This window comes from Salicibibacter cibarius (assembly GCF_016495725.1).
Classification (GTDB): Bacteria; Bacillota; Bacilli; order Bacillales; family Marinococcaceae; genus Salicibibacter; species Salicibibacter cibarius.
Window position 1 is genome coordinate 4,163,438 of the sequence record NZ_CP054705.1, and the last position, 22,431, is coordinate 4,185,868.

Here is a 22,431-nt window from a genome sequence, read left to right on the forward strand (position 1 = left end):
TGTTCATCCTTTCTACATTTCGAGCATGAGTGCCATGCCCTGACCTCCGCCGACACACAAGGTCGCCACACCCAATCTTTCATCTTTGCGTTTCATTTCATAGAGGAGCGATGTTGTAATACGCGCACCTGTAGCTCCAAGCGGATGTCCCAACGCAATCGCCCCGCCGTTTCTATTCACGGCTTCCTGCGGCAAACCAAGCTCACGGATGACCGCTAGAGACTGGGAAGCAAAGGCTTCGTTCAGTTCCCAAACGCCGATATCTTTTTTGATTTTTCGGTTCTTTGCAAAAGTTTTTCAACGGCAGGAACGGGACCGATGCCCATAATTTCCGGATCAACACCAACGGCCGTCCAGTCGACGATCGTTGCCATTGGTTGAACGCCGAGGTCCTCCGCTTTCTCTTTCGTCATGAGAACGAGCGCTGATGCGCCATCGTTACGTCCGCATGCATTCCCCGCCGTCACCGATCCGTCGAATTTAAACGCCGGTTTCAAGGAGGCGAGTTTCTCCGGCGATGTGTCCCGGGGATATTCATCGACGGAAAACGTGAACGTTTTTTTCCGTTGCTTGACTTCAACAGGCACAATTTCTTCAGCGAATGTTTGATTTTCAAGCGCTTGTTTCGCCCGTTGTTGGCTTTCATAGGCAAATGCATCCTGGTCTTTACGGGAGATATTGTATCGCTCGGCCACATTTTCCGCGGTCGCACCCATGCCAAGCTTGTCCCCATAGATTTCTTTAGGCTGCTGGCCGGCTTCCAGATTGGAATCCACGAGATGCTGCATCCCTTCTCCGTAGCGAGTATTACGCAAATACATGGGAGCCTGGCTCATATTTTCCGTGCCGCCGGCAATCACAACATCCGCCTGTCCAAACAGAATCTGCTGGACACCGGAACCAATCGCCTGCATGCTAGAGGCGCATAGCCGATTGACGGTAAACGCTGGTTTATTTTCCGGAATGCCCGCCCGCAAAGCGGCGACTCGAGCGACGTTCGATGAAGCGGTAGTTTGCCGGACCTCGCCTAAAATAACTTCATCTACTTCCTCATTTTCAATCCCAGCTCTCGATACGGCTTCCTTAATGACGATGCTCCCCAAATGTCCGCTGTCTACGTTCCGAAGGGAGCCGCCGGCTCGTCCCACGGCCGTTCGAACGGCGCTCGCGATCACAATTTCCTTGTTTTGTACGTTCATGTTCTTCACCTTCCCTATTTTCCCTGAAAATCGGTCTTTCTTTTCTCCAGAAAAGCACTCGTGCCTTCGTATTTATCATTAGATTTGAAAGCGACTGCCTGGGCGAGTTTTTCCAATAATTGAGCGCTCTCTAAATTCGAATCCGCTCCCCGGGTTACGACCATCTTCGCGAGGCGAACGGCGAGAGGCCCTTTGGTGGAAATATCAGTGGTGATTTCCTGCCCTTTATCTTCGAGTTCTTCCGGAGCACTCACATCATTAACGAGACCGATGCGGTGCGCTTCATCGGTATCGATCAATTCTCCACACAAAATCATTTCCACGGCTTTCCCCTTTCCGACCAAACGGGACAAGCGCTGCGTGCCGCCCGCACCGGGAATAATGCCCAAATTCAATTCCGGAAGATCGATCTTCGCCTTCGCGCTTGCCACCCGGATATCACAGGCCAAAGCGAGCTCACAACCGCCGCCGGCCGCAACCCCGTTAAATCGTCGGTTTTTCAAAGTCTGCCAGTTTGTCATACACAGCCTGCATCCCCGGAGACAGGGCATCGACGGCTTCTTTGTCCCGAAGTTGTTTGATATCCGCCCCTGCTGCAAATGCTTTCTCGCCGGCACCTGTGAAAATAATACCATCGACGTCTACGCGCTGGGCTACTTCATCGAGAGCGTTCTCCATCTCCTCCAATACCTGCGCGTTGAGGGCATTGCGGACTTCCGGGCGGTTAATCGTCATCGTTGCCCATCGCTTGTCTACATTTGCTTTAATGAGTTCATTCATGGAACGCACCTTCCCTTATTCAATTTCTAATATGGTCTCACCTTCATCAACAAAATCCCCTTCTCCTTTAAGAACCATTTTTACCTGCCCACCGGCTACGGACTCTATCGGGATTTCCATTTTCATGGATTCAAGAATCGCTACTTCCTCGCCTGTTTCTACTTGATCCCCTTGCTTCTTTAATAATTTCCACAAGTTCCCTGCCATACTTACTTCAATCTTTGCCATGATTATTGGTCTCCTTTCTTAATTTTAAAAATGTTCGTTAATAAAATGAATCGTGACATTGCCAGCCGTATATTCAGGATGTTTCGATACTTCACGTAAAAACGAGAGATTCGTCTTGAGCCCTCTTATGTCGCATTCATCTAATGTTTTTTCTAGGCGGTCAATGGCCTCTTCACGTGACTTACCATATACAATTAGTTTTGCAAGCAAGGGGTCATAATGCGGAGTAATTTCAGTTCCGCTGCGTACACCGGTATCAAGGCGAATATATTCGGATTCAGGCACGTGAAAGTCATCAATCGTTCCCGGTGATGGAAAAAAGGTCTTCGGGTCTTCGGCATAGATTCGCGTTTCAATCGAATGTCCTTTTATTTTTATTTGGGGTTGTTCAACGCTCAGTTTTTCCCCTGCTGCCACTTTCAGCTGTTCCTGGACAATATCGACCCCGGTTACCCATTCTGTGACCGGATGTTCAACTTGGAGTCGCGTGTTCATTTCCAGGAAGTAAAATTCGTCATCCTCAACGAGAAATTCCAGTGTTCCAGCATTTTCATACTTAAGAGACTTTGCGGCCTGAACCGCGGCCTCATGTAATCGGCTTAGCAACTCGTCCGAGAGGCCGATTGCCGGTGCTTCCTCGAAAACTTTTTGGTGTCTGCGCTGAATGGAACAATCCCTCTCGCCAAGATGAATCACGTGTCCATGTTGGTCACCAAGAACCTGCACCTCGATATGACGCGGGACTTCCAGTGCTTTCTCAATATAAAGGGAGCCGGACCCAAAATAGTTTTCGGCTCTGCGTTGATTGCTGTGAAATGCTTTTTTCAGTGCATCTGCATCGTTTACTTTTTCCATACCAATGCCCCCACCGCCTGCTGCTGCTTTTAGCATGACAGGATAACCAATGTCATCGGCAAAAGAAACAGCTTTTTCGGCATCGGCAATCGGGTCGTCAGATCCCGGTATAACAGGAACACCTACCTCTTTCATGCGTTTTCGGGCTAACACTTTATCTCCCATTTGCGCCATCGTTTCAGGGGCAGGACCTATAAAAACTATGCCTTCATTTTTACTTTTTTTTGCAAAATGGGCATTTTCTGATAAGAATCCATATCCTGGATGTATTGCATCTGCTCCTGATTTTTTTGCTATATCAATGATTTTATCAATATTTAAGTAACTTTCGCTAACTTGTGCTTCTCCAACGCAATGCGCTTCATCAGCTTCCATAACATGTGGAGATTCAGCATCAACCTCAGAATAAATAGCTATAGCATGAATGTCTAGTATTTTACATGTGCTGATAATACGGACTGCTATTTCCCCACGATTTGCCACAAGAATTTTTTTAAACATTTTTAACCTCCTAAAGTTATGAGATGTTAGCTTTTAAAGTAGCAAAAGTCTTCCTTTTTATAAAAGAAAACAAAATATCTGGAATCGTCTTTTAGTCTATATCAGAGTGTTCTCTAATCTTACACAAACAGAATAGTTATTTATACCAGTAAACATTTTTAATCATTTATAGGATTTTCATATGTTGATAGGGAAACGCCTTAACTAATAGGCGGGGAACAGTTGCTCCGTTAACTCACGATCATCTTGATTGGAGTTGCATGACACGCCTTCACAATCATTAGAAATAGTAAAGCGAAGGCTACAGAACCTATTAGCGGTATCGATGTTAACCATTGATTCCAAAAAGAAAATAAGAGTTAAATCGCATCCTATGCCTATGTATCCAGCAGTTCCTAACATTGCCAATGACAGTCAAAACCCACACATTCATGACCAAAAATGGGTAAAGATGTTAAACCTACCCTGAGTTTGCTATTCCAGTGAGTATATTATTATATAGATTGATCGAAAGGAATTTAAGCTTATCCGTCAAACCTTTATTTTAAGAAAGGAAATTACTTATAGTGAGCTCAGATTAAAAATTTAAGAACTTAAAAAACTTTAGGTCCTGCGATACAAGAATTCTAGGGAGCCATACACAAATAACTAAAGGTTTCGAGTGTCTTAGGTATCTTGCACGCTACGAATCTATATTGATATAGTTAAAATGATAAGTGTGATCCAATATGCTGAAAAAACTTGAAAAAAACCTACGCCGATATGTGTACGAACGGCACCGAGAACATGTGCCGCTCCTAACATTGTCACTCACATACATTTAAACTTAACTAAAAGAAAACTGCATCACATATTAAAACATCCCCAAGAGAATAAGAATGCATTGTTAATGTTCGTTCTATTTATCATCGCTTTCCATAACAATAGCTATATTTCCTTCTGAAAGCATATCTCCAACTTTAACCCTTATTTCTTTAATAACACCTCCTTCGGATGCTGTTAAAGGAATTTCCATTTTCATTGACTCCATAATCAGTAGCACATCTCCTTCATTAACTCTATCACGCTCTTCCACTTCAATTTTCCAAACACTTCCTGATAAATCTGCCATGACATTTATTAAACTCATTTTATCGCCCCTCATGAGTGATACACTCCTGTTTGAATAAAATCCATTTTAGATTTCTAACCAATATTTTAGACAACTAAAATAAAATACGCTGATATATATTTAGATAAGAATACAAGAAGCCTTTCCTGAAAAAGCATATAATTTATTCGTGAATGGGAACAATTATTCTAACCACGTTTAAGGAGTTCTTAAATTATTACCACTATTAAGGTGAATTGCTTACTTAGCGCATTGTGCGTAACTTCATCCCTACCTGCCTTTTAGTTAATTCATATGCATCTTCTACCCAGTCACTAAGAACGTAGCGTGTTTCCTTAGGTTCTATAATATCTACAACTCCAAATTTTTCAGCAGTACGAAAGGGAGAAGATAAATTCTGATAGTAATACTCAATTTCTTCCTGGCGTTTGTCTGGATTCTCCGCCTGAGATATTTCCTTTTTATAGGCAGCGGCCACACCACCTTCTACAGGTATAGATCCCCATCGGGCTGATGGCCACGCAAAACGATGGTTCAATGATCGACCACTGGGACCATGCTTTGGACCATGGGCTCCACCTCCAACACCAAAAGCTCGTCGTACAATAATGGAGCACCAAGGAATTTCCGCTTGTTCAATTGCTCCTAAGGTACGTATAGCTGAGGTCAACGTTCCGTTACGTTCCGCTTCAATTCCACTCATAACGCCTGGCTGATCTACGAAATTTATAATAGGAATATGGAATGTATCACATAAGTCAACAAATTTTTCAGTTTTATTTGCTGCCTGTAAAGTTAAAGACCCTCCCATGATTTTAGGGTCATTGGCAATAATCCCTACAGTATAACCATTCATTCTTGCTAGACATGTGATTGTTGATCCTCCGAAATGTCTCGAAATTTCAAACAATGTCCCTTCGTCGACTACTGTTTTTAATATCTTTCGCATATCATAGATTTTTCTTTTATTTTTGGGGATAATAGTATTCAATTCATTATTCATTCTATCTGGACTATCATTTGTGGGTTTATACTCAGGAACTTCCCATACATTTTGTGGCATATACGAAAGAAATTGACGAACCTGTCGAAAGGCATCTTCTTCATCTGTTGCTTCATTATTTACCACACCACTTCGAGTATGAACTTGTGTTCCACCCAATTCTTCTTTTGTTACATCATAATTCAAGCCTTGTTTTACAACAGGTGGACCACCAGCAAAAACATGACTAATATCTTTAACCATAACTGAAAAGTGAGAAATTCCGACTTTGATAGCTCCTAATCCAGCACAGGATCCTAATGCTACTCCAACAACAGGAACACGGCCCAATAGTGAGATAGAAGGCCACCTTGAATAACCAGGTATTTTGGTCGCTTGTTGTTGCTCTAACAGTTTTACACTTCCTCCAGCAGTATCGACTAATCGAATAAGCGGTTTATCCATTTCGTTCGCCATTCTTTCAGCATAAACCCATTTGTCTGACACAGTTGACTCAGACGAGCCACCACGAATTGTAAAGTCATCCCCCGATACAACAATTTTTTTTTTGTCAATCCGCGCTGTTCCCATAACAGAATTAGAAGGTGAAAAAGATTCTAAATTACCTTCCTTGTTATATTTTCCTTTGCCTGCAATTTTTCCCAATTCATTAAAGCTATTATATTCTACTAATGCCTTTATACGTTCTCGAACTGTTAGTTTTCCTCTGTTATGTTGAAAATCAATGGAATCGTCTCCTCCCATATTTTCCGCCATTTCTCGCCTGTACCTTAACTCATTTAGTTCTTCTCCCCATTCTTCTTCTGAAGAATTATATCCATTCATTGAAAAGCTCCTCTCTTTAAATTTTTTAAAGATATAGTTTTTTTATGAATTATCCTAGGAAAATTTCCTTATAACTATTGTATACATGATTGCAAGTAATGTAAAATAACGACAAGTCATATATACTTGACCTAAATTCATATCGACACTATAATACATCATCAGTATTGAATTTATTTTAATTTAAATTCGATTTTTAAACAAAAAGTTTCCCCTGTTTCATTTACTCCCGAACGTATGATTATTCGAGTGCGTTTTTTATAGGAACTAATACATTAACCTTCGAAGTCGTAATTAAACGATATATACTGGAGTGATAAAATGAATATTGAACAATTAGAATACATTGTTGAAGTAGCAAAAACACGTTCAATTTCAGTAGCTTCTGTAAATCTTCATGTTTCTCAATCAGGAATTAGCAAGTCTATAACGAACTTAGAACATGAACTAGGCGTAAAAATTTTTACACGATCTCGGATGGGAGCAATACCCACTGAAACTGGACTGAAACTGATAAATAACGCTTATGAAGTACTTATTGGAATACAAAAAATAGAAGAGGAGGCAAAAATTTTAAATGGTGAATTATCACCAGGAAAATTGAAATTAGCGACTATTCCAAGTATGCTAATGACCTATTTACCAAAAACTCTTGCTAATTTTAAAAAAGACTATCCTTATATACAAGTTGAAATTACTGAACAAGGATCCCTAGATATTATTAACGATATAGAACAAAATAATGTTGATATTGGATTAATTGTTTTAATTGAGGAGTGCAAGGATCATCTAAATGGCACATTAGTAGAAACTGAAATAAACGTTTGTGTAAGTAAAAATTCATTATTAGCTTATAACGAAATCATAACCCCTAAAGATTTGGTAAACCAGCCTATAGTTTTATACAACTCACACCTTTGGGAAAGATTTTTTCAAAAACATCTTAGCGGACAAAAAGGGATAAATATTTTATTTTCATCAAATAGCACGGAAGTAATTAAAAAAACGGTCGCAGAAGGGCTATCAATAGGTTTTTCAACAGATTTAGCATTAAAAGGAGATCAATACGTGCAAAAGGGAGATATCGTTCCAATTCCTTTTGTCAATAACGAAGTAGCGATTCGCTCATATGGTTGGATTCATCCTAAAAATAAGCATTTTACACTTGAAGCAAAAAAATTTTTACATTATCTTAAAACACAAATTGTAAAAGGAGATATTTAAGTAATTTTTCTTTTATCACAATATTGATCAAAATGGGTGGGTAACGCTTTTTGTTTATTTGCTCCACTCACAAATAATCTTCCTTTTAGTATCAGTTCTGTCGTATTGAGGGCGATATGAATGACAATGGTGCCTTGATCATTCGGCTCCGCCCCATTATTTGGCTTATTATTTTTTTAAATTCCCTTAATCGGTCTCACCCAACCAGCGAGTTGCGAATGGAAGAGGGTTATAAAATATGATAAGTTGGCACATGATGGTAAATCCTTTGGCGATAGGTGCGATAGGTAGTCAAAATGTTGACATCACTGGTAAAAAACGATGACGGTAATCAAGTACTAATGCTTATTGCAATAAATGTTGTTACATTATATCATATTTCATGCAAAACTAACTGCAAAAGAGATGAAGAACCATAGGAAAGAGCGCCCCCCTCTACATCATCGGAGACGCCTTAATCAGTACTAATTTACTGTGGCTCAATATCGTTAGCTTCGATCTTGATATTGCACACCTTTGAAGAGTGAAATTAGAATGGTATATTGGCTATGATCTAAAATGGCCCATAGTTGATGATTTAAGCAATGATAAGAAACATAACGGGGGGAACCATATCATATTAACGATAGTGGAAAAATAAATTTTATCCATTTTTCCCATCCTATCGGACATGTGCTCTCATTTTATTTTTCCTAAATAACATCATTTCTACGTAGATTTTCTACATATGACTCTTTAAATTCTAATAGACCACAGTAAATTTCTTCGTTATGCTTGCCTACACTTTCTGCTCCGGTAAATTCAACTCTTCCCGGGGTCCGGCTTAATTTCGGAACCACACCGGGCATTGGAAATTCCCCCAAATCTGGGTGCTCTTTATAAATAATCATTTCTCTTTCTTTAAATTGCGGGTCTGCAACCATATCTTTCGCATTATAAATAGGACCCGATGGAACGCCATGCTTTTCCAAAATTTTGAGGCACTTTTCCGCACTCAAAGTTTGCGTCCAAGTTTCAATTAGGTTATCCAATGCTTCCATGTTTTCCGCCCTTGCTAAGTGGGTAGAAAATATTTCATTTTCAGCAAGTTCCGGCTGTCCCATGGCTTGGCATAACCTCTTAAAAACCCCGTCTGCATTGGCGCCGATAACAATATAAATCTCATCTTTTGTTAGGTAAATACTGGATGGTGCAACGCCCGGAAGAATATTGCCCATTCGCTCCCGAATATAATCAACCAGTAAATAATCAGGTATAATACTCTCCATCACTGAAAAGACCGATTCATAGATTGCTGTATCTACGATTTGGCCTTTTCCAGATGTGTTTCGTTCATGTAGAGCGGTAAGTGTACCAATCGTTGCAAATAAAGCAGCTAGAGAATCGCCAATTGAGATACCTATTCTTGAAGGCGGACGGTCCGGAAACCCTGTAACATATCTCAAGCCCCCCATTGCTTCACCAACACTACCAAATCCAGCTCGACTTTTATATGGACCTGTTTGCCCAAAACCAGATGTTCTTGTCATGATAATCTGAGGGTTAATTGCAGAAAGTTCCTCATAAGATAAACCCCATTTTTCCATCGTTCCGGGACGAAAATTTTCAATGATGACATCTGCTTTTTTCACCAATTCTTTGAATATATCTTGCCCTTCTTCAACTCTTAGATTCAAGGTGACTGATTTTTTATTTCTTGACTGGATAGGCCACCATAAACCATGACCATCTTTTTGCTGGCCCCATTGACGCATAGGATCATGTTTATCAGGAGCTTCGACCTTAATAATTTCCGCTCCAAAATCCCCGAGCAAACGACCTGAAAAAGGACCCGCAAGCAAAGTTCCGAGTTCCAGAACTTTAATTCCTTCTAAAGGCATTTTTTTGTTTATTTTAGCCATGACATGCCCTCCACATCCATATGATATATTTTCTATAGGTAATGATTTAGACAAGATTCATATAAAACAGAAGTTACCACTACTACCTCTTCTCCTAATTATTTTCCATATAATGCAGTACTTTTTCTGTTGTAACTACGTCGCCGTATTTTTTATTAATATCAAATAGACTGGCTTCATGCGGTTCTTGCATTCGGTCTCCAACACACTCCTTTGGTATAACTACCTTATAACCATATTGTAATGCGTCCACTGCTGTCGCACGCACACAACCTGATGTGGTAACACCAGTTACAATGACAGTATCAACACCTTGTGTTGTAAGCATAGAGAAGAGGGACGTGCCAAAAAAGGCACTAGCATATTTTTTCATTAACAGCGGTTCCTGCGGATTACGATCTAAATGAGGGTCCACCTGAATCCATTCAGATTCAGATGTCAACACCCGCAAGGACGGAACTTTTTTAATAAATTGCCCACCCTCAGCCTCATTCTCATACACCACTGTCGTAAAAAAAATAGGGTAACTCTTTTTTCTTGCTGATTGCAAAAGTTTTTTCAATTGCATGAGCAAACTTGTGTAGTTAGAACCTAATTCACAATAAGGATCCGTAAATCCTTTGATAACATCAACGACTACAATAGCTGGATGTTGTCCAAATCCACCCTGCTGTGTTATCAACTTGCTCATTCTTTGGATACTCCCGATTTCATAGCGCTCTCAGCATTTGAAACATCCTCATCCGAAAGCCATGCGTCAAAGCTTCTTCGCGTATCTGCAATTTCAGTTCTTAATTTTTCAATCTCAGGAATGGGCCCATTATCAAACAGTTGTGTATTTCCTGATTGCTGATTGGTTAGCTCATTTCTTTTTCTTTCCGTTTCTGCAGGATTTAGCGTTTCGTCTTCATTTATCACAACACCATAACCGTTTAATGCCCGCTCCTTGCTAATTAAACCGCGACGAACTTCTTTAACAACGTGCTCAGCATCACGCTTTAATGGGTCCCCTAAGCCGCCGGAACCGGCAGTAATAAAAATCAGTTGATCTCCCTTAAAAACCGGGACATTTTCAACTTTTGAAGGCAGTTTGACCCGCGAACCATCTTTTTTTCGAATCAATAATTTTTGTGATGGAGCACCATGCTTACCACCTTCCACTCCGAATGGATAGGTATGTGCTCTGTCATCCTGAAAAGTTATATGGCCATCTTCAAGGAACGTGTACGTTTTCTTTATACCATTTCCTCCTCTAAATTCTCCGGATCCGCCGGAGTCTATATTCGCTTGATACTCATTTATTTGTAAGGGATAATATTTTTCCATATACTCAGCAGATACCGCTCGGAACTCCGGCCACCAAGAGTGTCCGTCTACTCCATCACCCATTGGACGTGCAGGTACACCACCATAGAGGATTTCCATCGTTTGAAATGGCATCCCGTTTGAATCTTTTCCGGCATATACGAAGTTCGGGCTGGTTCCGTAACTCCCTGAGACCGAAAACGAATCAAGCGCTTTTGAAAATACACCTTGCAGGACATCAAAATGTCGAGCCATTACGACAAGACGATTGCTTAGAGGTGCTGGATATTCAGGGCGAAGTATCGACCCCTCCGGAATGTTCACGTTAATTACATCGTAATAACCGTCATTAAATACAAGATTGGGCGCATATGCCATAATCAAAAATATTCCGCCAAACATCTTAAACATCTCGGGATTAAGGTAAAAATTGATCGGTCCCTGCACTTGAGGGTCAGAACCAGCCCAGTCAAAATTTAGTACTTCACCGTCGCGGTACATGGTTAATTTTAACTTAACCGGTCCATATCCAAGTCCGTCGTCATCCGCATAATCCTCAAATTCAAATTTTTTACCATCAGGCAAATGAGTACAAATCAAGTCGATGACTCCTGAACGTGTCCGATCCAAGATCGCGTCACATGCTTCCATATAGACATCTTTGCCAAACCGTTGACATAATTCTTTCACGCGTTCAGCACCTACGGTTGTACCGGCAACTAAGGCTTTAATGTCAGCCTCGGCTTGTTCGGGTAAACGTGTATTGTGCGTAAACATTTTCAGTAGTTCTTCATTCAACGTTCCTTCTTTATAAAGCATTACCGGAGGCATACGTATTCCTTCCTCCAAAACGCTCCGGGCACTAATTGGAATACTTCCTTCCGTCTTACCGCCAACATCCATCAAGTTACCCCATTGCGATGAATAGCCGATCAGTTTGTCTTCAAAAAAGATCGGTTTTAATATGAGAAAATCAGGAAGGTGAGAAACCGTACCTTCACACATGTAAGGATCATTCAAAGCAATGACATCGCCGTCTTTCAGGTCAGAAATTTCATAGGATGAATGTTCTAAAATGGTATCAATGGCGCTCCCGAACTGGCCCACGACCATTCTTCCCTTTTTGTCCGTAATTAACGGGAATTGATCTTCCTGTTCTCGAATGATTGGACTCACCGCCGTCGTAACCAGTACACGATCCATCTCATAGCGAATATTTTGTAAAGCGTTTTCAATAATATCCAACGTAATCTGGTCGATGTTATGTTCCCGAACATAATCAGGAAGCGATTGGTTTACGCTCATTATTCAGCAACCTCCTTGTCAATTAAAATATTCCTAAATTCATCAATCTTTCCACGGTATCCTGGCTCAATCACAACTGTACTGTCTTCTTGTAAGATGACAGCCGGCCCAATGACAACTTGGCCTGGTTTTAAATGGTTGCGGTTATACAACGGTGTATCGGTTTCCTTACCGGTAAAATAAACATTTTCTCTTCGTTCTACAGGGGGATCGTTATCTTCTAAGGTCATTTCTTCTTCTGTTAAAGAGACGCCTTCAATCGTTCCTTTTCCAACGACACGAACCGTTGCCATTTCAATTGAAGTGCTTAAATCAAATCCAAATCGTCTTCGATGTTCTTGCTCAAATTGATCCCGTAAAACTTCAAACCCTTTTCCCTCCAGCTCTTCCAAATGCACTTGGCAAGGAATTTGGATATTCTGAAGATAATAACGGCAATCAACGAAAAAATCGAATTGGCGCAAGTTTGCCGGTACGCCTTCATCATCCAGCCACTGGGTTGCTTCCGTTTGAAGTTTTTTCAAAAGTGCCATTAATTCTGACATAGGAGTTTTCTCGGCGATTTTTAAATACGTTACAGCAAATTCGTTCTGAATGTTTGAAGATAGAAACCCAAAGGCACTCATGACACCCGGGGTAGGCGGAATAATGACCGGGAATGCATTAATCAACCCGCCGAGTGCATTGGCATGCATTGGTCCAGCTCCACCAAACGCAACAAGCCCGAATTCTCTTGGATCATAACCTCTTTCCACGCTGACGACACGTAATGCTGAGTGCATGTTTTCATTTGCGATGTCAAGAATCCCTTGCGCAGTCTCTTCAATCGTAAGATCTAGTTCATCAGCAATGGTCTTGACAGCGTTTCTGGCGGCTGATTCGCTGAGTTCAAAATCACCTCCCAATTTTGTATCAGATGGAATGTGATGAAGAACCACATTTGCATCTGTAACCGTTGGTTCTGTCCCCCGTTTCCGTAGCAAGCAGGCCCGGGGTCTGCACCGGCGCTATTCGGTCCGACAAGAAGTGTTCCGGATTTAGAAAGATGAGCAATCGATCCCCCTCCGGCTCCAACGCTGTGAATATCGACTGTTCGAGATTTGAATTCGTGATAACCGATACGAACGTCCCGTTTGACAGTAGCTTCTTTATCAATAACGAGTGAAACATCTGTGGAGGTTCCTCCCATATCAAGGACTAACACATTGGGGACATCGATTAATTCAGAAAGGTACGAAGAACCAACGACACCACCGGAAGGCCCTGAAAATGAAATATCGACAGGGCGTTCAGTCGCGGCTTTAGCGCTCATCGTCCCACCATCAGAACGAACGATGTTTAATTGCCCATCAAATCCTTTTTCAGACTGAGAAGATTCCAAGCGATTTAAATAATTCAGGACTTGAGGGCGCGTGTAAGTATTAATTACGGTGGTAAGCGCCCGTTCATACTCCCCATATTCCGGCACAATGTCGGATGAGATCGACACGGGAAGATCCGGATACATTTCATTAATGAGATTACGAACATACTTTTCATGTTCCGGATTAAGATAAGAGTTTAGAAACGCGATCGCCATCGACTCAACGCCACTTTCCACGAGTTCCTCTATTTGTTCACGGCAAGCCGCCTCGTTTAACGCTTGAGTAACCTCTCCTTGAGCGTTTATTCTTTCATTCATTCCATAGGTGTCGATCAGATCCGCGAGTGGCTCCGGCTTATCTAATGCCATCCATCCGTAAAGGGGGCCCGGCGTCCAGGCACGTGCCAAATGTAAAATATGCTCATGTCCTTTTGTTGTTAAAAACCCAACACGTGCACCCTTTTTTTCCAAAATCATGTTTGTTACGACTGTTGTTCCGTGAAATAAAAGATTTATATCAGAAAACGGGATGTCGGCTTTTTTACACGCCTTTTCCAGACCGTTCATTACGCCTTGAGACTGATTTTCCGGTGTTGACAGCACTTTTTCTATCATAAGTTGACCGGTTTTAGGATTAGCCAACAAAACATCTGTAAAAGTCCCGCCCACGTCTATTCCTACATTATGCTTCAACATAAAACCCTCCTTGAAAAAATGAATACTTCATTAAGCAGGACCTGCTTTCATGACAAGTCCGTCTAAACGATGCCCTACTTTGCCTTCCACCCATTCAGCCGTATCTACCAATTGGTTTAGATCACCTGGGGTTTCCTCATTCATTTGCTTGAAAAGATGGATGAGATCTTCCGTGCAAACATTGCCGACAGCCATTGGAGCAAAGGGACACCCGCCTAATCCACCAATGCTTGACTCAAATGATCGAACCCCGGCCTGAAACCCTGCATATGCATTTGCTAACGCTAACCCTCTCGTATTATGGAAGTGAAGTCCCAGCTTTGTTTCTGGAAAATATTGATTAAACCGATTGACGTTTTCCAATACTTGCTTCGGATCAGCCATTCCTGTTGTATCAGCAAGAGTAATTTGATCAGCACCATGTTCAAGAAACGCTTCAGCAATCTTCAAAACGCGAGAAAAAGGCACCTCGCCTTCAAAGGGACATCCGAAAGCGTTTCCAATTGTGCTTACAACGCAACGCCCTTTTGTTTTAGCCTGATCGATTAAAGGAGTTAATTGCTTAAGAGATTCATCGGTGGTTCGTCGGGCGTTTTTTAAATTAAACGTTGTCGAAGCTGCCAACACGACATGAATATCATCAAGATCACAGGCCAATGCCCGCTCTACTCCGTTGGGACTTAAAACAAGGCCAGCGTATCGAACACCGTCCTGACGAGGGATTGCCTGTATGACTTCCTCTGCATTCGCCATCTGCGGGACTACCTTTGCATTAACAAAAGATGCTACTTCAATTTTTTTAATCCCTGACATTTGTAATTTTTTGATCATCTCTACACGATCTTCGATGGTTAGACGAATTTTTTCATTTTGTAAACCATCACGAGGGCCAACCTCGCAAATTTCTATCACATAAACACCCCCCTTAAAAAATATATAATCTTACTCTATAGTTGAATCAGCTACCATCGTAAAAATCTGCATTGTATACAATTTTTCCGAAAAATTATTCTTTCCACTCTATTCACTTTTTATTTATTCCTATTATAATAGATATTAGAGAAATGTCAATGAAGTATAGGAAGATTTTTAATATTTTTATTGTATGCAATTAGGAGGAGATACCAATGAACACTTATGAAAGGATAAAGCGATCGATTATCAATGGCGAATTAAAACCAGGTGAAAAACTAAGAGAAGAAAGACTTTCATCTGAACTAAACGTAAGTCGTACACCTGTACGAGAAGCGTTAAAAAAACTCGAAGTGGAAAATCTTGTTGTTTATTATCAAAATCGAGGTTCTGCCGTTCAAAATTATTCAGAGGATGACATCCTAAATGCCTACAATTTGCGCGGGTTGCTTGAAGGTTATGCCGCTTCTTTAGCTGCTTACAATTATATAGAAGGTTATAAAGGATTGATTCGTGATGCCAATGAAAAATACAGGATGGCTGTACAGCAATGCTTAGAGAATAAAAACGAAGAAACGATTTTAGGAGTCATGAAAGCCAACCGCTTATTTCATGACATTATTTTGGAGATGTCTAATAATAATCAAATTAGCACTGTGCTCTCTTCAGTTGTAGCATTGCCGCTTGTATACCAATCATTTTACTGGTATACAAATGAAGAAATCAAATTGTCCGTCGTACAACATATAAATATTGAATCGGCCATTAAACGAAGAGATATGGACGAAGCTAAAACGCTAATGACATCACATATTTATCATGGGCGCAATCATGTGCTCCATCATTTTAACGAAATTATGAAATATAACAGCTAAGCCATTATCGAAGGAAACTCGACACAGAAACAACAGGAGAAAAACTACGCTAATGAGTGATTCAAAAGCTTCTGCCTATGCTTGCTCCGGTCATTACATGCAGTATGATTTGGATCCTTTACAGGGAAACATGACGATATCATTTACAAGGTGGCGTCGACTGCATGTCGATCGGATGATCCTTGATATCGATCTACTTACATCCCTGGGTGTAAGCACCCTTTTTATAATGGTGTATGCGCCATTGGAATCTATGGGTAAAGGTATGTTGTGCTTTTCCACTGGAATGTGGAGCAAGGTCAAATATTCTATGTTCCTAATCTATGCGTTTAAAATTGGGAATCGTCCCGATTGGTTCCAATACGTGAATTGCAATGTTAAATGCAACACTTCCATCATAGACCGTGGCACAGGGTTTCCGGGGTTTCTCCGGGGCGGGCTAGCCCGCCCCGGAGAAAGCTCGCGCAAAAACGTCATCGGGCGTTTCATAGCCTAAGATTTTTCGCGGAAGCTCATTCATCCATGCTTCTACCTCTTGCAGCTTTTCGTCCGTGTACGAATGGATCGCTTCGCCTTTCTTGATAAATCGTCGGATCAGTCCGTTGTGGCGCTCATTGGAGCCTCGCTCGTATGATGCGAAGGGGTGGGAAAAATAGATAGCTATCCCCGCTTGTTTCCCAAGAGCATCCAGTTCACTAAATTCCGATCCATTATCTGCTGTGATGGTCTTAAATACGCGAGAATGGTCTTTTTGATAGGGAGCGAATAAGGTCTGTAGCCCTTTCTCGACCGAAGACGCATCCTTCCCTTCGAGACGCGTTATAAGCTCTTTACGGGTTTTCCGCTCGACCAAGGTGAGGAGGGCTTCATCGTTCGATTTCTTCCCGATCACTGTGTCGATTTCCCAGTGTCCAATGGTTTCTCGGGTATCAACCGATGGGCAGCGTTCCTCAATGCTTGTCCCGTACACGCGCTTGTTTTGACGCGAGCGTTTTTTCTTGGGTGAGCGCCGGAGCTTGAGCGGCAGATCCATATTGATGACCGTTAAATGCCCGGCATCGATCCAGTTGTAAAGGGTTTTGGCGCAGGGAATGTAGGAACCTTGCCACTCTGGGCATTTACGGGCGTAACCCACGACGACATCAGGCGACCACTTGTCCTTCAAGATTTTCTGCTCGACGAATGCTAGAAACGCAGAAGCTTTGGGGCGCACAGAAGGACATCCGCTGTTTTGACGATGGTCTTGATACACACGCGCCCCGGCATCCGCATAATACGTTTCATACGGTTTTCGGTTCGTATCCATCTGTTGGACGGTTCCCCGTTTTTTCTCGCGGGAGAGCGTGCTGACATGGCGGCCCATTTTCTTTGCGATGGTTCGTAAAGACAGCCCCATCTTGAGATAAGCGGAGAACTCCCCTCGCTTTGTCTCGGATAAATGTGAAAACGTACGTCGGGTTGTGGTACAATCAGTGTTAGCCATCGTTGAGACCTCCGTGTGTTACGTGTTGTAGGTGACATTAATGATACACGGTCTCACGATGGTTTTGTGTTTTATTTACGTGTTGCATTTCATTTTACAATGAACCATTGGTTCCAATATTTTCGTTTAATTATAAAAATTATTGACAAATAATGAATGCGCTTTTATATTGACTATATGTAAATAAAATAGCCCTATCGGAATAAGTTGAGGAGGTGATTCGAGCAAAGGAGCACTCTATCTTTAGTCCCTGAAAGGCATGGAAGTGAACTTCTCTCGAGAGCTATTCCACCCGTCGTCATTACAGTTGAGCTGGGAATAGATGAGATGACAGCCATATCAATACATGCTGCGGGCGCGACAATCTCAGGTGAGTTTGCTTCGCCGGTAGGCTTACGTGACGACATGGGTTCCGTACTCAAGTGGATGATCGATCGCCAATAACACTCTAAAATTGTTTCAAGAACAAAACCTTGGTGCCTGTCGTGCAGATATAAATGTCGGTTTAAAATGAAAATTCCAATAATAGTAATAAGGGGAAAGCTGGGTTCGTCAATAAATCCCTTGTCACATGGTGAATGCCGATAGACTAATAAATTATATAGGAGTGATTTTGTGCAAAAAAGAGATTATTTGATAAATATGGCGCAGAAAAAATATTTTCAAAGTGTAGATGCTTATGATATTGAAGGAGTTTTAGAGTGTTTTTCTGATGATGCTACTTTTATAGTTAGATCAGCACAACCGGCAAAACACCATGGGAAAGAAGAAATAAGGGAAATGTTTGAAGAACTTTTTAAAAGCTTTCCAAATAAAATGATCCATAAAGATTTTAAACATGTTGTAGACGAACCTAACGAGTCTATTTCATCTCAATTTAATGTGGAGTTAATATCGCCTGATAATAATGAGATTTATCAAACTAATAGTAATTTCTTTTATCTGGAAAACGGAAAATTCAAGGAAGTTCACGTTTACATGTTAGGCCAAAATGTATTAGGAGGTAAAAAGATTTAAGAGTAATTGAGCTACCCCAAAAATGACATTCAAATGGACTACTTCTTTCAGGTTGACGAATTTCCCATTCGAAAAAGCTTTGAATCAGTGATGTATGGAAGATCCCTTTTGATATAGCGATTGAGACATTAAGAAAAATGGAACCCAAAAAAACACCCTGCAAAACTCGAGATTAATGACCAAGGACCAGCAAGGTATACAACGTTCACCCTCCTTGTATTACTAGTTAAGGAAATAGCATCCATTTGGAGCAGTAGCAAGAACTCCAAAAGCTTGTTGCTGCTCTTTTTATTCGACCGTATAATAGACATCGGGGGAATAACGAAGAATAATGCTTTAGGTTGTCTATAAACCCGTCTATACTAAAAATATAGGTTCTGTAACAATTACGGAAGACAAGAATCGACAATGCGATAAAAAAAAGAAAATCCAAATCATTTGTCGAATGGTGGCTGGAAAAAGCCATATAAAGCAAAGTTATTCGCATTGGGATAACTAACAGACGCGTTTATGTTCTTATGTGTATCCACAGGTAGCTTGCAAAACGGTCATTTGTGAAGACAGGATGCGTATGTCCTTTTTAGGGAAATATTCATATTTAGTCCCTGTTCGAATAAGAAAAGAGCGTAAGAGCACAAAAAATAGGGAACACACTTTTTAGTGATGCTCCCCTCCAAGCTCCATTTTTATTTTGGCAAAGGCTCTAAGGTTGGAACCCAATAGAATTTTTATATTTATCTAGTTCACTTTCTGTCAGATACTGTTCTTCCAGTTTTTTAACTTCCGAAAAACCAGCAAAATCATGAAAATCACCAATGGGGTGGTTAGATTCAAAACCTTCTTTCCATTCTTTTTCTACTAATACTCCTTCCTGTTTTAATTTCGTAGCGAAATCAAACATAGCCTCTGCTGCTACTCTCATAGTTGCTCCTGGTAATATAACCATAGAGACACCAATTTCGCCCAAACGTTGAAGGCTTATGCGAGGGGAAACTCCTGCACTATTATACAAAATAGGTTTATCAATTTTTTTGCAAAAGGTTTTGACTTCATCTTCAGAAGTAGGACCTTCTATAAAAATGACATCTGCCCCTGCCTCAGCATAAGCATTTCCTCGGCGAATCGCTTCATCTATGCCACCATTATAAGCACCTCGAGCATCCGTTCTTGCTATAAGTAAAAAGTCAGGATCTAATTCATTACGAGCATCATTCGCTGCTTTATATTTACTTACTGCCTCTTCAATCGGTACTAACTGTCGACCTGCTACATGCCCACACCTTTTAGGCATGATTTGATCTTCAATGTGAACACCCGCTACACCTGCCTGTATAAACTCAGTAATAGTGCGTCTTACATTAAGTGCATTTCCATATCCAGTGTCAGCGTCTGATATTAAAGGTGCAGAAATGGAATTATTCATATATTTAGCATTCATAACCATCTCTGTCATTGTAGCATAACCTGCATCAGGCATTCCTAATAAGTTTAATGATGTTCCATACCCTGTCATGTATACTGCATCAAAACCGACTTTTTCTAGAATACGAGCTGACATGCCATTAAAAGCACCCGGTATAAACAATGGTTTATTTTCTTTCAACTGTTCTCGTAACATTTCACTTTTCTTTTTCATTATATATCACTCCAATTTAATATTCATTGCAATTTGTAATGTATTCCTTTGCCAAGACACGAAATTTGATTGATTTTTTAAGATAAATCTGCTCCCACGCATGACGCGGCCGTTCCCTGATTCATTTGTCCAACAATTGATCACGTCTGTTCTAGATCGGGCCTATGCTACCATCCGTGATTTCGATAATCTTGAAGACGACGGCAAAGGCTTTGTGATCCGCATAGATGATTACTCGGCAAAGATCGGAAAGGAAAGAAGCAATCCAACCATCGGTTTCGTGTCGTTTGTTTTTATGATGATGAAGAGAATATCCTTCGGGTGGTTACCGAAGATATCACCGATCTTTATAAGGCACGCTGACAGATCAAACTTTTTCACCGTTTTCTCACACAACACTTAAACTTGATACACTTCTTTGGAAAGACACCGAATGCGGTCTAGGGCCAGCTTTTTTGCGCCATCATCGTTTATATAATCCTTAGATTTTTATACAATCAGTTATCTCCCGAATGGAAGACGACCCGACGTACATTCATTCAATTTGCGCGGGAATTGATCCTTGGCACACTGCCCTTGGAAATCGCGGATACCTTGGCTCAATTTCTATCTGAAAGAAAAAACATGACAACTTTTTAAGGAATTATGTGGTAATTTAACGCGGCTGGTTTAATTTTTTTTATCATTTTGCGTCCAACACCATGGGCACAGTCTAATTTTCATTTTCGCTTATGCTTTTTCCGTATCTTTTTCGTATCAAAGGTACACAGAACATAATAACTGTTAAAACTAACATAGTCACAAAAATCGGACGGGTTAATAGATACTCAAACCTCCCTTCATACATTACAATAGTTCGCGCAAGCTCTCCATCAACGATCGAACCCAAAATCAATCCCAATAAAAGAGCAATAACAGGATACTCTAATTTTCGTAAAACCAAACCAACAATTGCGAAAATTAGTGTTATTAAAGGATCTATATATAAACCTCGAATTGAATAGGCTCCTAATATAGCTAGAACTCCAATAATAGGGATTAATAATCTTGAAGGTACCAAAATAACTTTACTGAAATACCATACAAATATTATACCGATTATTACTAAGAAGAAGGTTTGAAAGACACCTCCTACAATGACCGCATATGTCATATCCATATGATCTCTAATCAAATATGGACCGGGAAGTAAACCGTGCACCATAAATGCAGCCAATAAAATAGCGGTAGCACTCCCCCCTGGGATACCAAGGGTTAGCATTGTAGTCATACTTCCGCCCTCGGATGAACTATTTGCAGCTTCGGCCGATACTACACCAGAAGGTTCTCCGTTACCATAATTTTCACCTCGCTTTGAATGAGTTTTACCCTGACCGTAACTTATTAAAGCGGCTACTGTTGAACCCGCTGCTGGTAATAAGCCTATACCAATCCCAATAAGGGTTGAACGAAATGCATTTATTTTGTCTTTAAATGTATATAGCATACCCTTTAGAAAATCTTTAAAATTTCTTTGCACTGACACATTTTCATCAACAATTGACTTTTTTGATATGAGAAAAAACAATTCAGAAATAGCTAACAATCCCATCAAAGCTGGAACAATCTCAATACCTTCATATAATTCTGTTATACCGAAATTCCCCCTTGGACGCCCAAAAGCTGTAGCTCCAATCGTGCCTAGCAATAATCCCACTACACCTGCTATTAATGCTCGTAACATGCTCCCACTTATAATACCAATCACTGAAAGAGCAAACATTATCACAAGTAACATTTCTGGTGGACCGAACTGCAACACTAGTTGGCCTATGGGTTGAATAGCAAATAAAATGATAAAATAGCCAAGAAAAGAACCAATTGCTGAAGCAGCAAGACCTATCCCTAATGCTTCATTTTGCTTACCTTGTTTTGTCATTGGATAACCATCCAAAGTAGTAGCTACTGCAGAAGCAGACCCAGGTATGTTTAACAAAGTAGCCGTAACTCCGCCAGAATAAACGGATCCTGTAAAGATCCCAGTTAGAAACATAATAGCGTCTATGGGAGCCATATTATAAGTAAGTGGTAACATGAGGGCGATACCCAATACACCAGATACTCCAGGTAATGCACCCAATAGAATACCTAAAATCAATCCTAAGATGATAAACAAAACAACAGTCCAAGACATTAATAAATCAAAACCATCTAACAATGCATTTAAATCCAA

The 22,431-nt window shown here is 40.8% G+C and carries 17 protein-coding genes and 2 pseudogenes; 3 read left to right on the forward strand and 16 right to left on the reverse strand.

Annotation, left to right across the window (positions count from 1 at the left end; genetic code table 11):
- Positions 1–12: 12 nt before the first annotated feature.
- From HUG15_RS20960 to HUG15_RS20985, 7 genes and pseudogenes are all read right to left on the reverse strand, one after another.
- Positions 13–1,199 (reverse strand): annotated as a pseudogene (locus HUG15_RS20960) (thiolase family protein).
- A 14-nt stretch (positions 1,200–1,213) separates the two neighbouring features.
- Positions 1,214–1,720, reverse strand: a complete 507-nt coding sequence (locus HUG15_RS20965; RefSeq protein ID WP_343073137.1) for an enoyl-CoA hydratase/isomerase family protein — start codon at positions 1,718–1,720, stop codon at positions 1,214–1,216.
- Positions 1,683–1,979, reverse strand: coding sequence for an enoyl-CoA hydratase/isomerase family protein (locus HUG15_RS23545; RefSeq protein ID WP_343073138.1), 297 nt, complete (start codon positions 1,977–1,979; stop codon positions 1,683–1,685). The genes HUG15_RS20965 and HUG15_RS23545 overlap by 38 nt, the downstream gene beginning before the upstream one ends.
- A gap of 15 nt (positions 1,980–1,994) precedes the next feature.
- A complete protein-coding gene (locus HUG15_RS20970; protein ID WP_200125483.1) occupies positions 1,995–2,207 on the reverse strand; it encodes an acetyl-CoA carboxylase biotin carboxyl carrier protein subunit in 213 nt (70 codons plus the stop codon).
- 24 nt (positions 2,208–2,231) lie between these two features.
- Entirely contained in the window at positions 2,232–3,563 is a 1,332-nt protein-coding gene (locus tag HUG15_RS20975; protein ID WP_200125485.1) for an acetyl-CoA carboxylase biotin carboxylase subunit, read from the reverse strand.
- An 898-nt stretch (positions 3,564–4,461) separates the two neighbouring features.
- Entirely contained in the window at positions 4,462–4,692 is a 231-nt protein-coding gene (locus HUG15_RS20980; protein ID WP_246516426.1) for an acyl-CoA carboxylase biotin carboxyl carrier protein subunit, read from the reverse strand.
- Between the two features lie 226 nt (positions 4,693–4,918).
- Positions 4,919–6,502 (reverse strand): acyl-CoA carboxylase subunit beta, encoded by a 1,584-nt coding sequence (locus HUG15_RS20985; RefSeq protein WP_200125487.1) that lies wholly within the window; start codon positions 6,500–6,502, stop codon positions 4,919–4,921.
- A 321-nt stretch (positions 6,503–6,823) separates the two neighbouring features.
- Between HUG15_RS20985 and HUG15_RS20990 the strand changes: the two genes are divergently transcribed.
- The gene (locus HUG15_RS20990) at positions 6,824–7,726 is read left to right on the forward strand and encodes a LysR family transcriptional regulator (RefSeq protein ID WP_200125489.1); all 903 of its coding nucleotides are present in this window, start codon (positions 6,824–6,826) and stop codon (positions 7,724–7,726) included.
- A gap of 692 nt (positions 7,727–8,418) precedes the next feature.
- Here the strand turns inward: HUG15_RS20990 and HUG15_RS20995 are convergent.
- The 6 genes and pseudogenes from HUG15_RS20995 to HUG15_RS21020 form a co-directional block, all read right to left on the reverse strand.
- Positions 8,419–9,627 carry a CaiB/BaiF CoA transferase family protein gene (locus tag HUG15_RS20995; protein WP_200125491.1) on the reverse strand — a complete coding sequence of 403 codons (1,209 nt, stop codon included), beginning with the start codon at positions 9,625–9,627 and terminating at the stop codon, positions 8,419–8,421.
- 94 nt (positions 9,628–9,721) lie between these two features.
- A complete protein-coding gene (locus tag HUG15_RS21000) occupies positions 9,722–10,318 on the reverse strand; it encodes an isochorismatase family protein (protein ID WP_200125493.1) in 597 nt (198 codons plus the stop codon).
- Positions 10,315–12,237, reverse strand: coding sequence for a hydantoinase B/oxoprolinase family protein (locus tag HUG15_RS21005; protein WP_200125495.1), 1,923 nt, complete (start codon positions 12,235–12,237; stop codon positions 10,315–10,317). Before HUG15_RS21005 ends, HUG15_RS21000 begins: the two co-directional genes overlap by 4 nt.
- Entirely contained in the window at positions 12,237–12,863 is a 627-nt protein-coding gene (locus tag HUG15_RS21010; protein WP_425504065.1) for a hydantoinase/oxoprolinase family protein, read from the reverse strand. Before HUG15_RS21010 ends, HUG15_RS21005 begins: the two co-directional genes overlap by 1 nt.
- Before the next feature lie 21 nt (positions 12,864–12,884).
- Positions 12,885–14,296: pseudogene (locus HUG15_RS21015) on the reverse strand (hydantoinase/oxoprolinase family protein); the annotation flags it as partial.
- A gap of 30 nt (positions 14,297–14,326) precedes the next feature.
- The gene (locus HUG15_RS21020; RefSeq protein WP_200125499.1) at positions 14,327–15,208 is read right to left on the reverse strand and encodes a hydroxymethylglutaryl-CoA lyase; all 882 of its coding nucleotides are present in this window, start codon (positions 15,206–15,208) and stop codon (positions 14,327–14,329) included.
- Positions 15,209–15,423: 215 nt separating this feature from the next.
- Here HUG15_RS21020 and HUG15_RS21025 point away from each other — a divergent pair, with 215 nt between their 5' ends.
- The gene (locus tag HUG15_RS21025; protein ID WP_200125501.1) at positions 15,424–16,083 is read left to right on the forward strand and encodes a GntR family transcriptional regulator; all 660 of its coding nucleotides are present in this window, start codon (positions 15,424–15,426) and stop codon (positions 16,081–16,083) included.
- A 439-nt stretch (positions 16,084–16,522) separates the two neighbouring features.
- Here HUG15_RS21025 and HUG15_RS21030 read toward each other — a convergent pair whose 3' ends face one another.
- Positions 16,523–17,566 (reverse strand): IS30 family transposase, encoded by a 1,044-nt coding sequence (locus tag HUG15_RS21030; RefSeq protein ID WP_200125503.1) that lies wholly within the window; start codon positions 17,564–17,566, stop codon positions 16,523–16,525.
- Between the two features lie 615 nt (positions 17,567–18,181).
- On the opposite strand from HUG15_RS21030, the gene HUG15_RS21035 reads away from it, so the two are divergent.
- Positions 18,182–18,583 (forward strand): nuclear transport factor 2 family protein, encoded by a 402-nt coding sequence (locus tag HUG15_RS21035; RefSeq protein WP_200125505.1) that lies wholly within the window; start codon positions 18,182–18,184, stop codon positions 18,581–18,583.
- 703 nt (positions 18,584–19,286) lie between these two features.
- Here HUG15_RS21035 and HUG15_RS21040 read toward each other — a convergent pair.
- Both HUG15_RS21040 and HUG15_RS21045 read right to left on the reverse strand, forming a co-directional pair.
- Positions 19,287–20,219 (reverse strand): isocitrate lyase/PEP mutase family protein, encoded by a 933-nt coding sequence (locus tag HUG15_RS21040; RefSeq protein WP_200125507.1) that lies wholly within the window; start codon positions 20,217–20,219, stop codon positions 19,287–19,289.
- A 712-nt stretch (positions 20,220–20,931) separates the two neighbouring features.
- Positions 20,932–22,431, reverse strand: a complete 1,500-nt coding sequence (locus HUG15_RS21045; RefSeq protein ID WP_200125509.1) for a tripartite tricarboxylate transporter permease — start codon at positions 22,429–22,431, stop codon at positions 20,932–20,934.

What these genes read in the sequence shown, in the direction of transcription:
- HUG15_RS21040 (WP_200125507.1), bottom strand. Translation starts at nt 20,219, where the DNA reads ATGAAAAAGAAAAGTGAAATGTTACGAGAACAGTTGAAAGAAAATAAA.
- HUG15_RS20995 (WP_200125491.1), bottom strand. Translation starts at nt 9,627, where the DNA reads ATGGCTAAAATAAACAAAAAAATGCCTTTAGAAGGAATTAAAGTTCTG.
- HUG15_RS20965 (WP_343073137.1), bottom strand. Translation starts at nt 1,720, where the DNA reads ATGACAAACTGGCAGACTTTGAAAAACCGACGATTTAACGGGGTTGCG.
- HUG15_RS23545 (WP_343073138.1), bottom strand. Translation starts at nt 1,979, where the DNA reads ATGAATGAACTCATTAAAGCAAATGTAGACAAGCGATGGGCAACGATG.
- HUG15_RS20990 (WP_200125489.1), top strand. Translation starts at nt 6,824, where the DNA reads ATGAATATTGAACAATTAGAATACATTGTTGAAGTAGCAAAAACACGT.
- HUG15_RS20975 (WP_200125485.1), bottom strand. Translation starts at nt 3,563, where the DNA reads ATGTTTAAAAAAATTCTTGTGGCAAATCGTGGGGAAATAGCAGTCCGT.
- HUG15_RS21030 (WP_200125503.1), bottom strand. Translation starts at nt 17,566, where the DNA reads ATGGCTAACACTGATTGTACCACAACCCGACGTACGTTTTCACATTTA.
- HUG15_RS20985 (WP_200125487.1), bottom strand. Translation starts at nt 6,502, where the DNA reads ATGAATGGATATAATTCTTCAGAAGAAGAATGGGGAGAAGAACTAAAT.
- HUG15_RS20980 (WP_246516426.1), bottom strand. Translation starts at nt 4,692, where the DNA reads ATGAGTTTAATAAATGTCATGGCAGATTTATCAGGAAGTGTTTGGAAA.
- HUG15_RS20970 (WP_200125483.1), bottom strand. Translation starts at nt 2,207, where the DNA reads ATGGCAAAGATTGAAGTAAGTATGGCAGGGAACTTGTGGAAATTATTA.
- HUG15_RS21010 (WP_425504065.1), bottom strand. Translation starts at nt 12,863, where the DNA reads ATGAGTGCCTTTGGGTTTCTATCTTCAAACATTCAGAACGAATTTGCT.
- HUG15_RS21000 (WP_200125493.1), bottom strand. Translation starts at nt 10,318, where the DNA reads ATGAGCAAGTTGATAACACAGCAGGGTGGATTTGGACAACATCCAGCT.
- HUG15_RS21005 (WP_200125495.1), bottom strand. Translation starts at nt 12,237, where the DNA reads ATGAGCGTAAACCAATCGCTTCCTGATTATGTTCGGGAACATAACATC.
- HUG15_RS21025 (WP_200125501.1), top strand. Translation starts at nt 15,424, where the DNA reads ATGAACACTTATGAAAGGATAAAGCGATCGATTATCAATGGCGAATTA.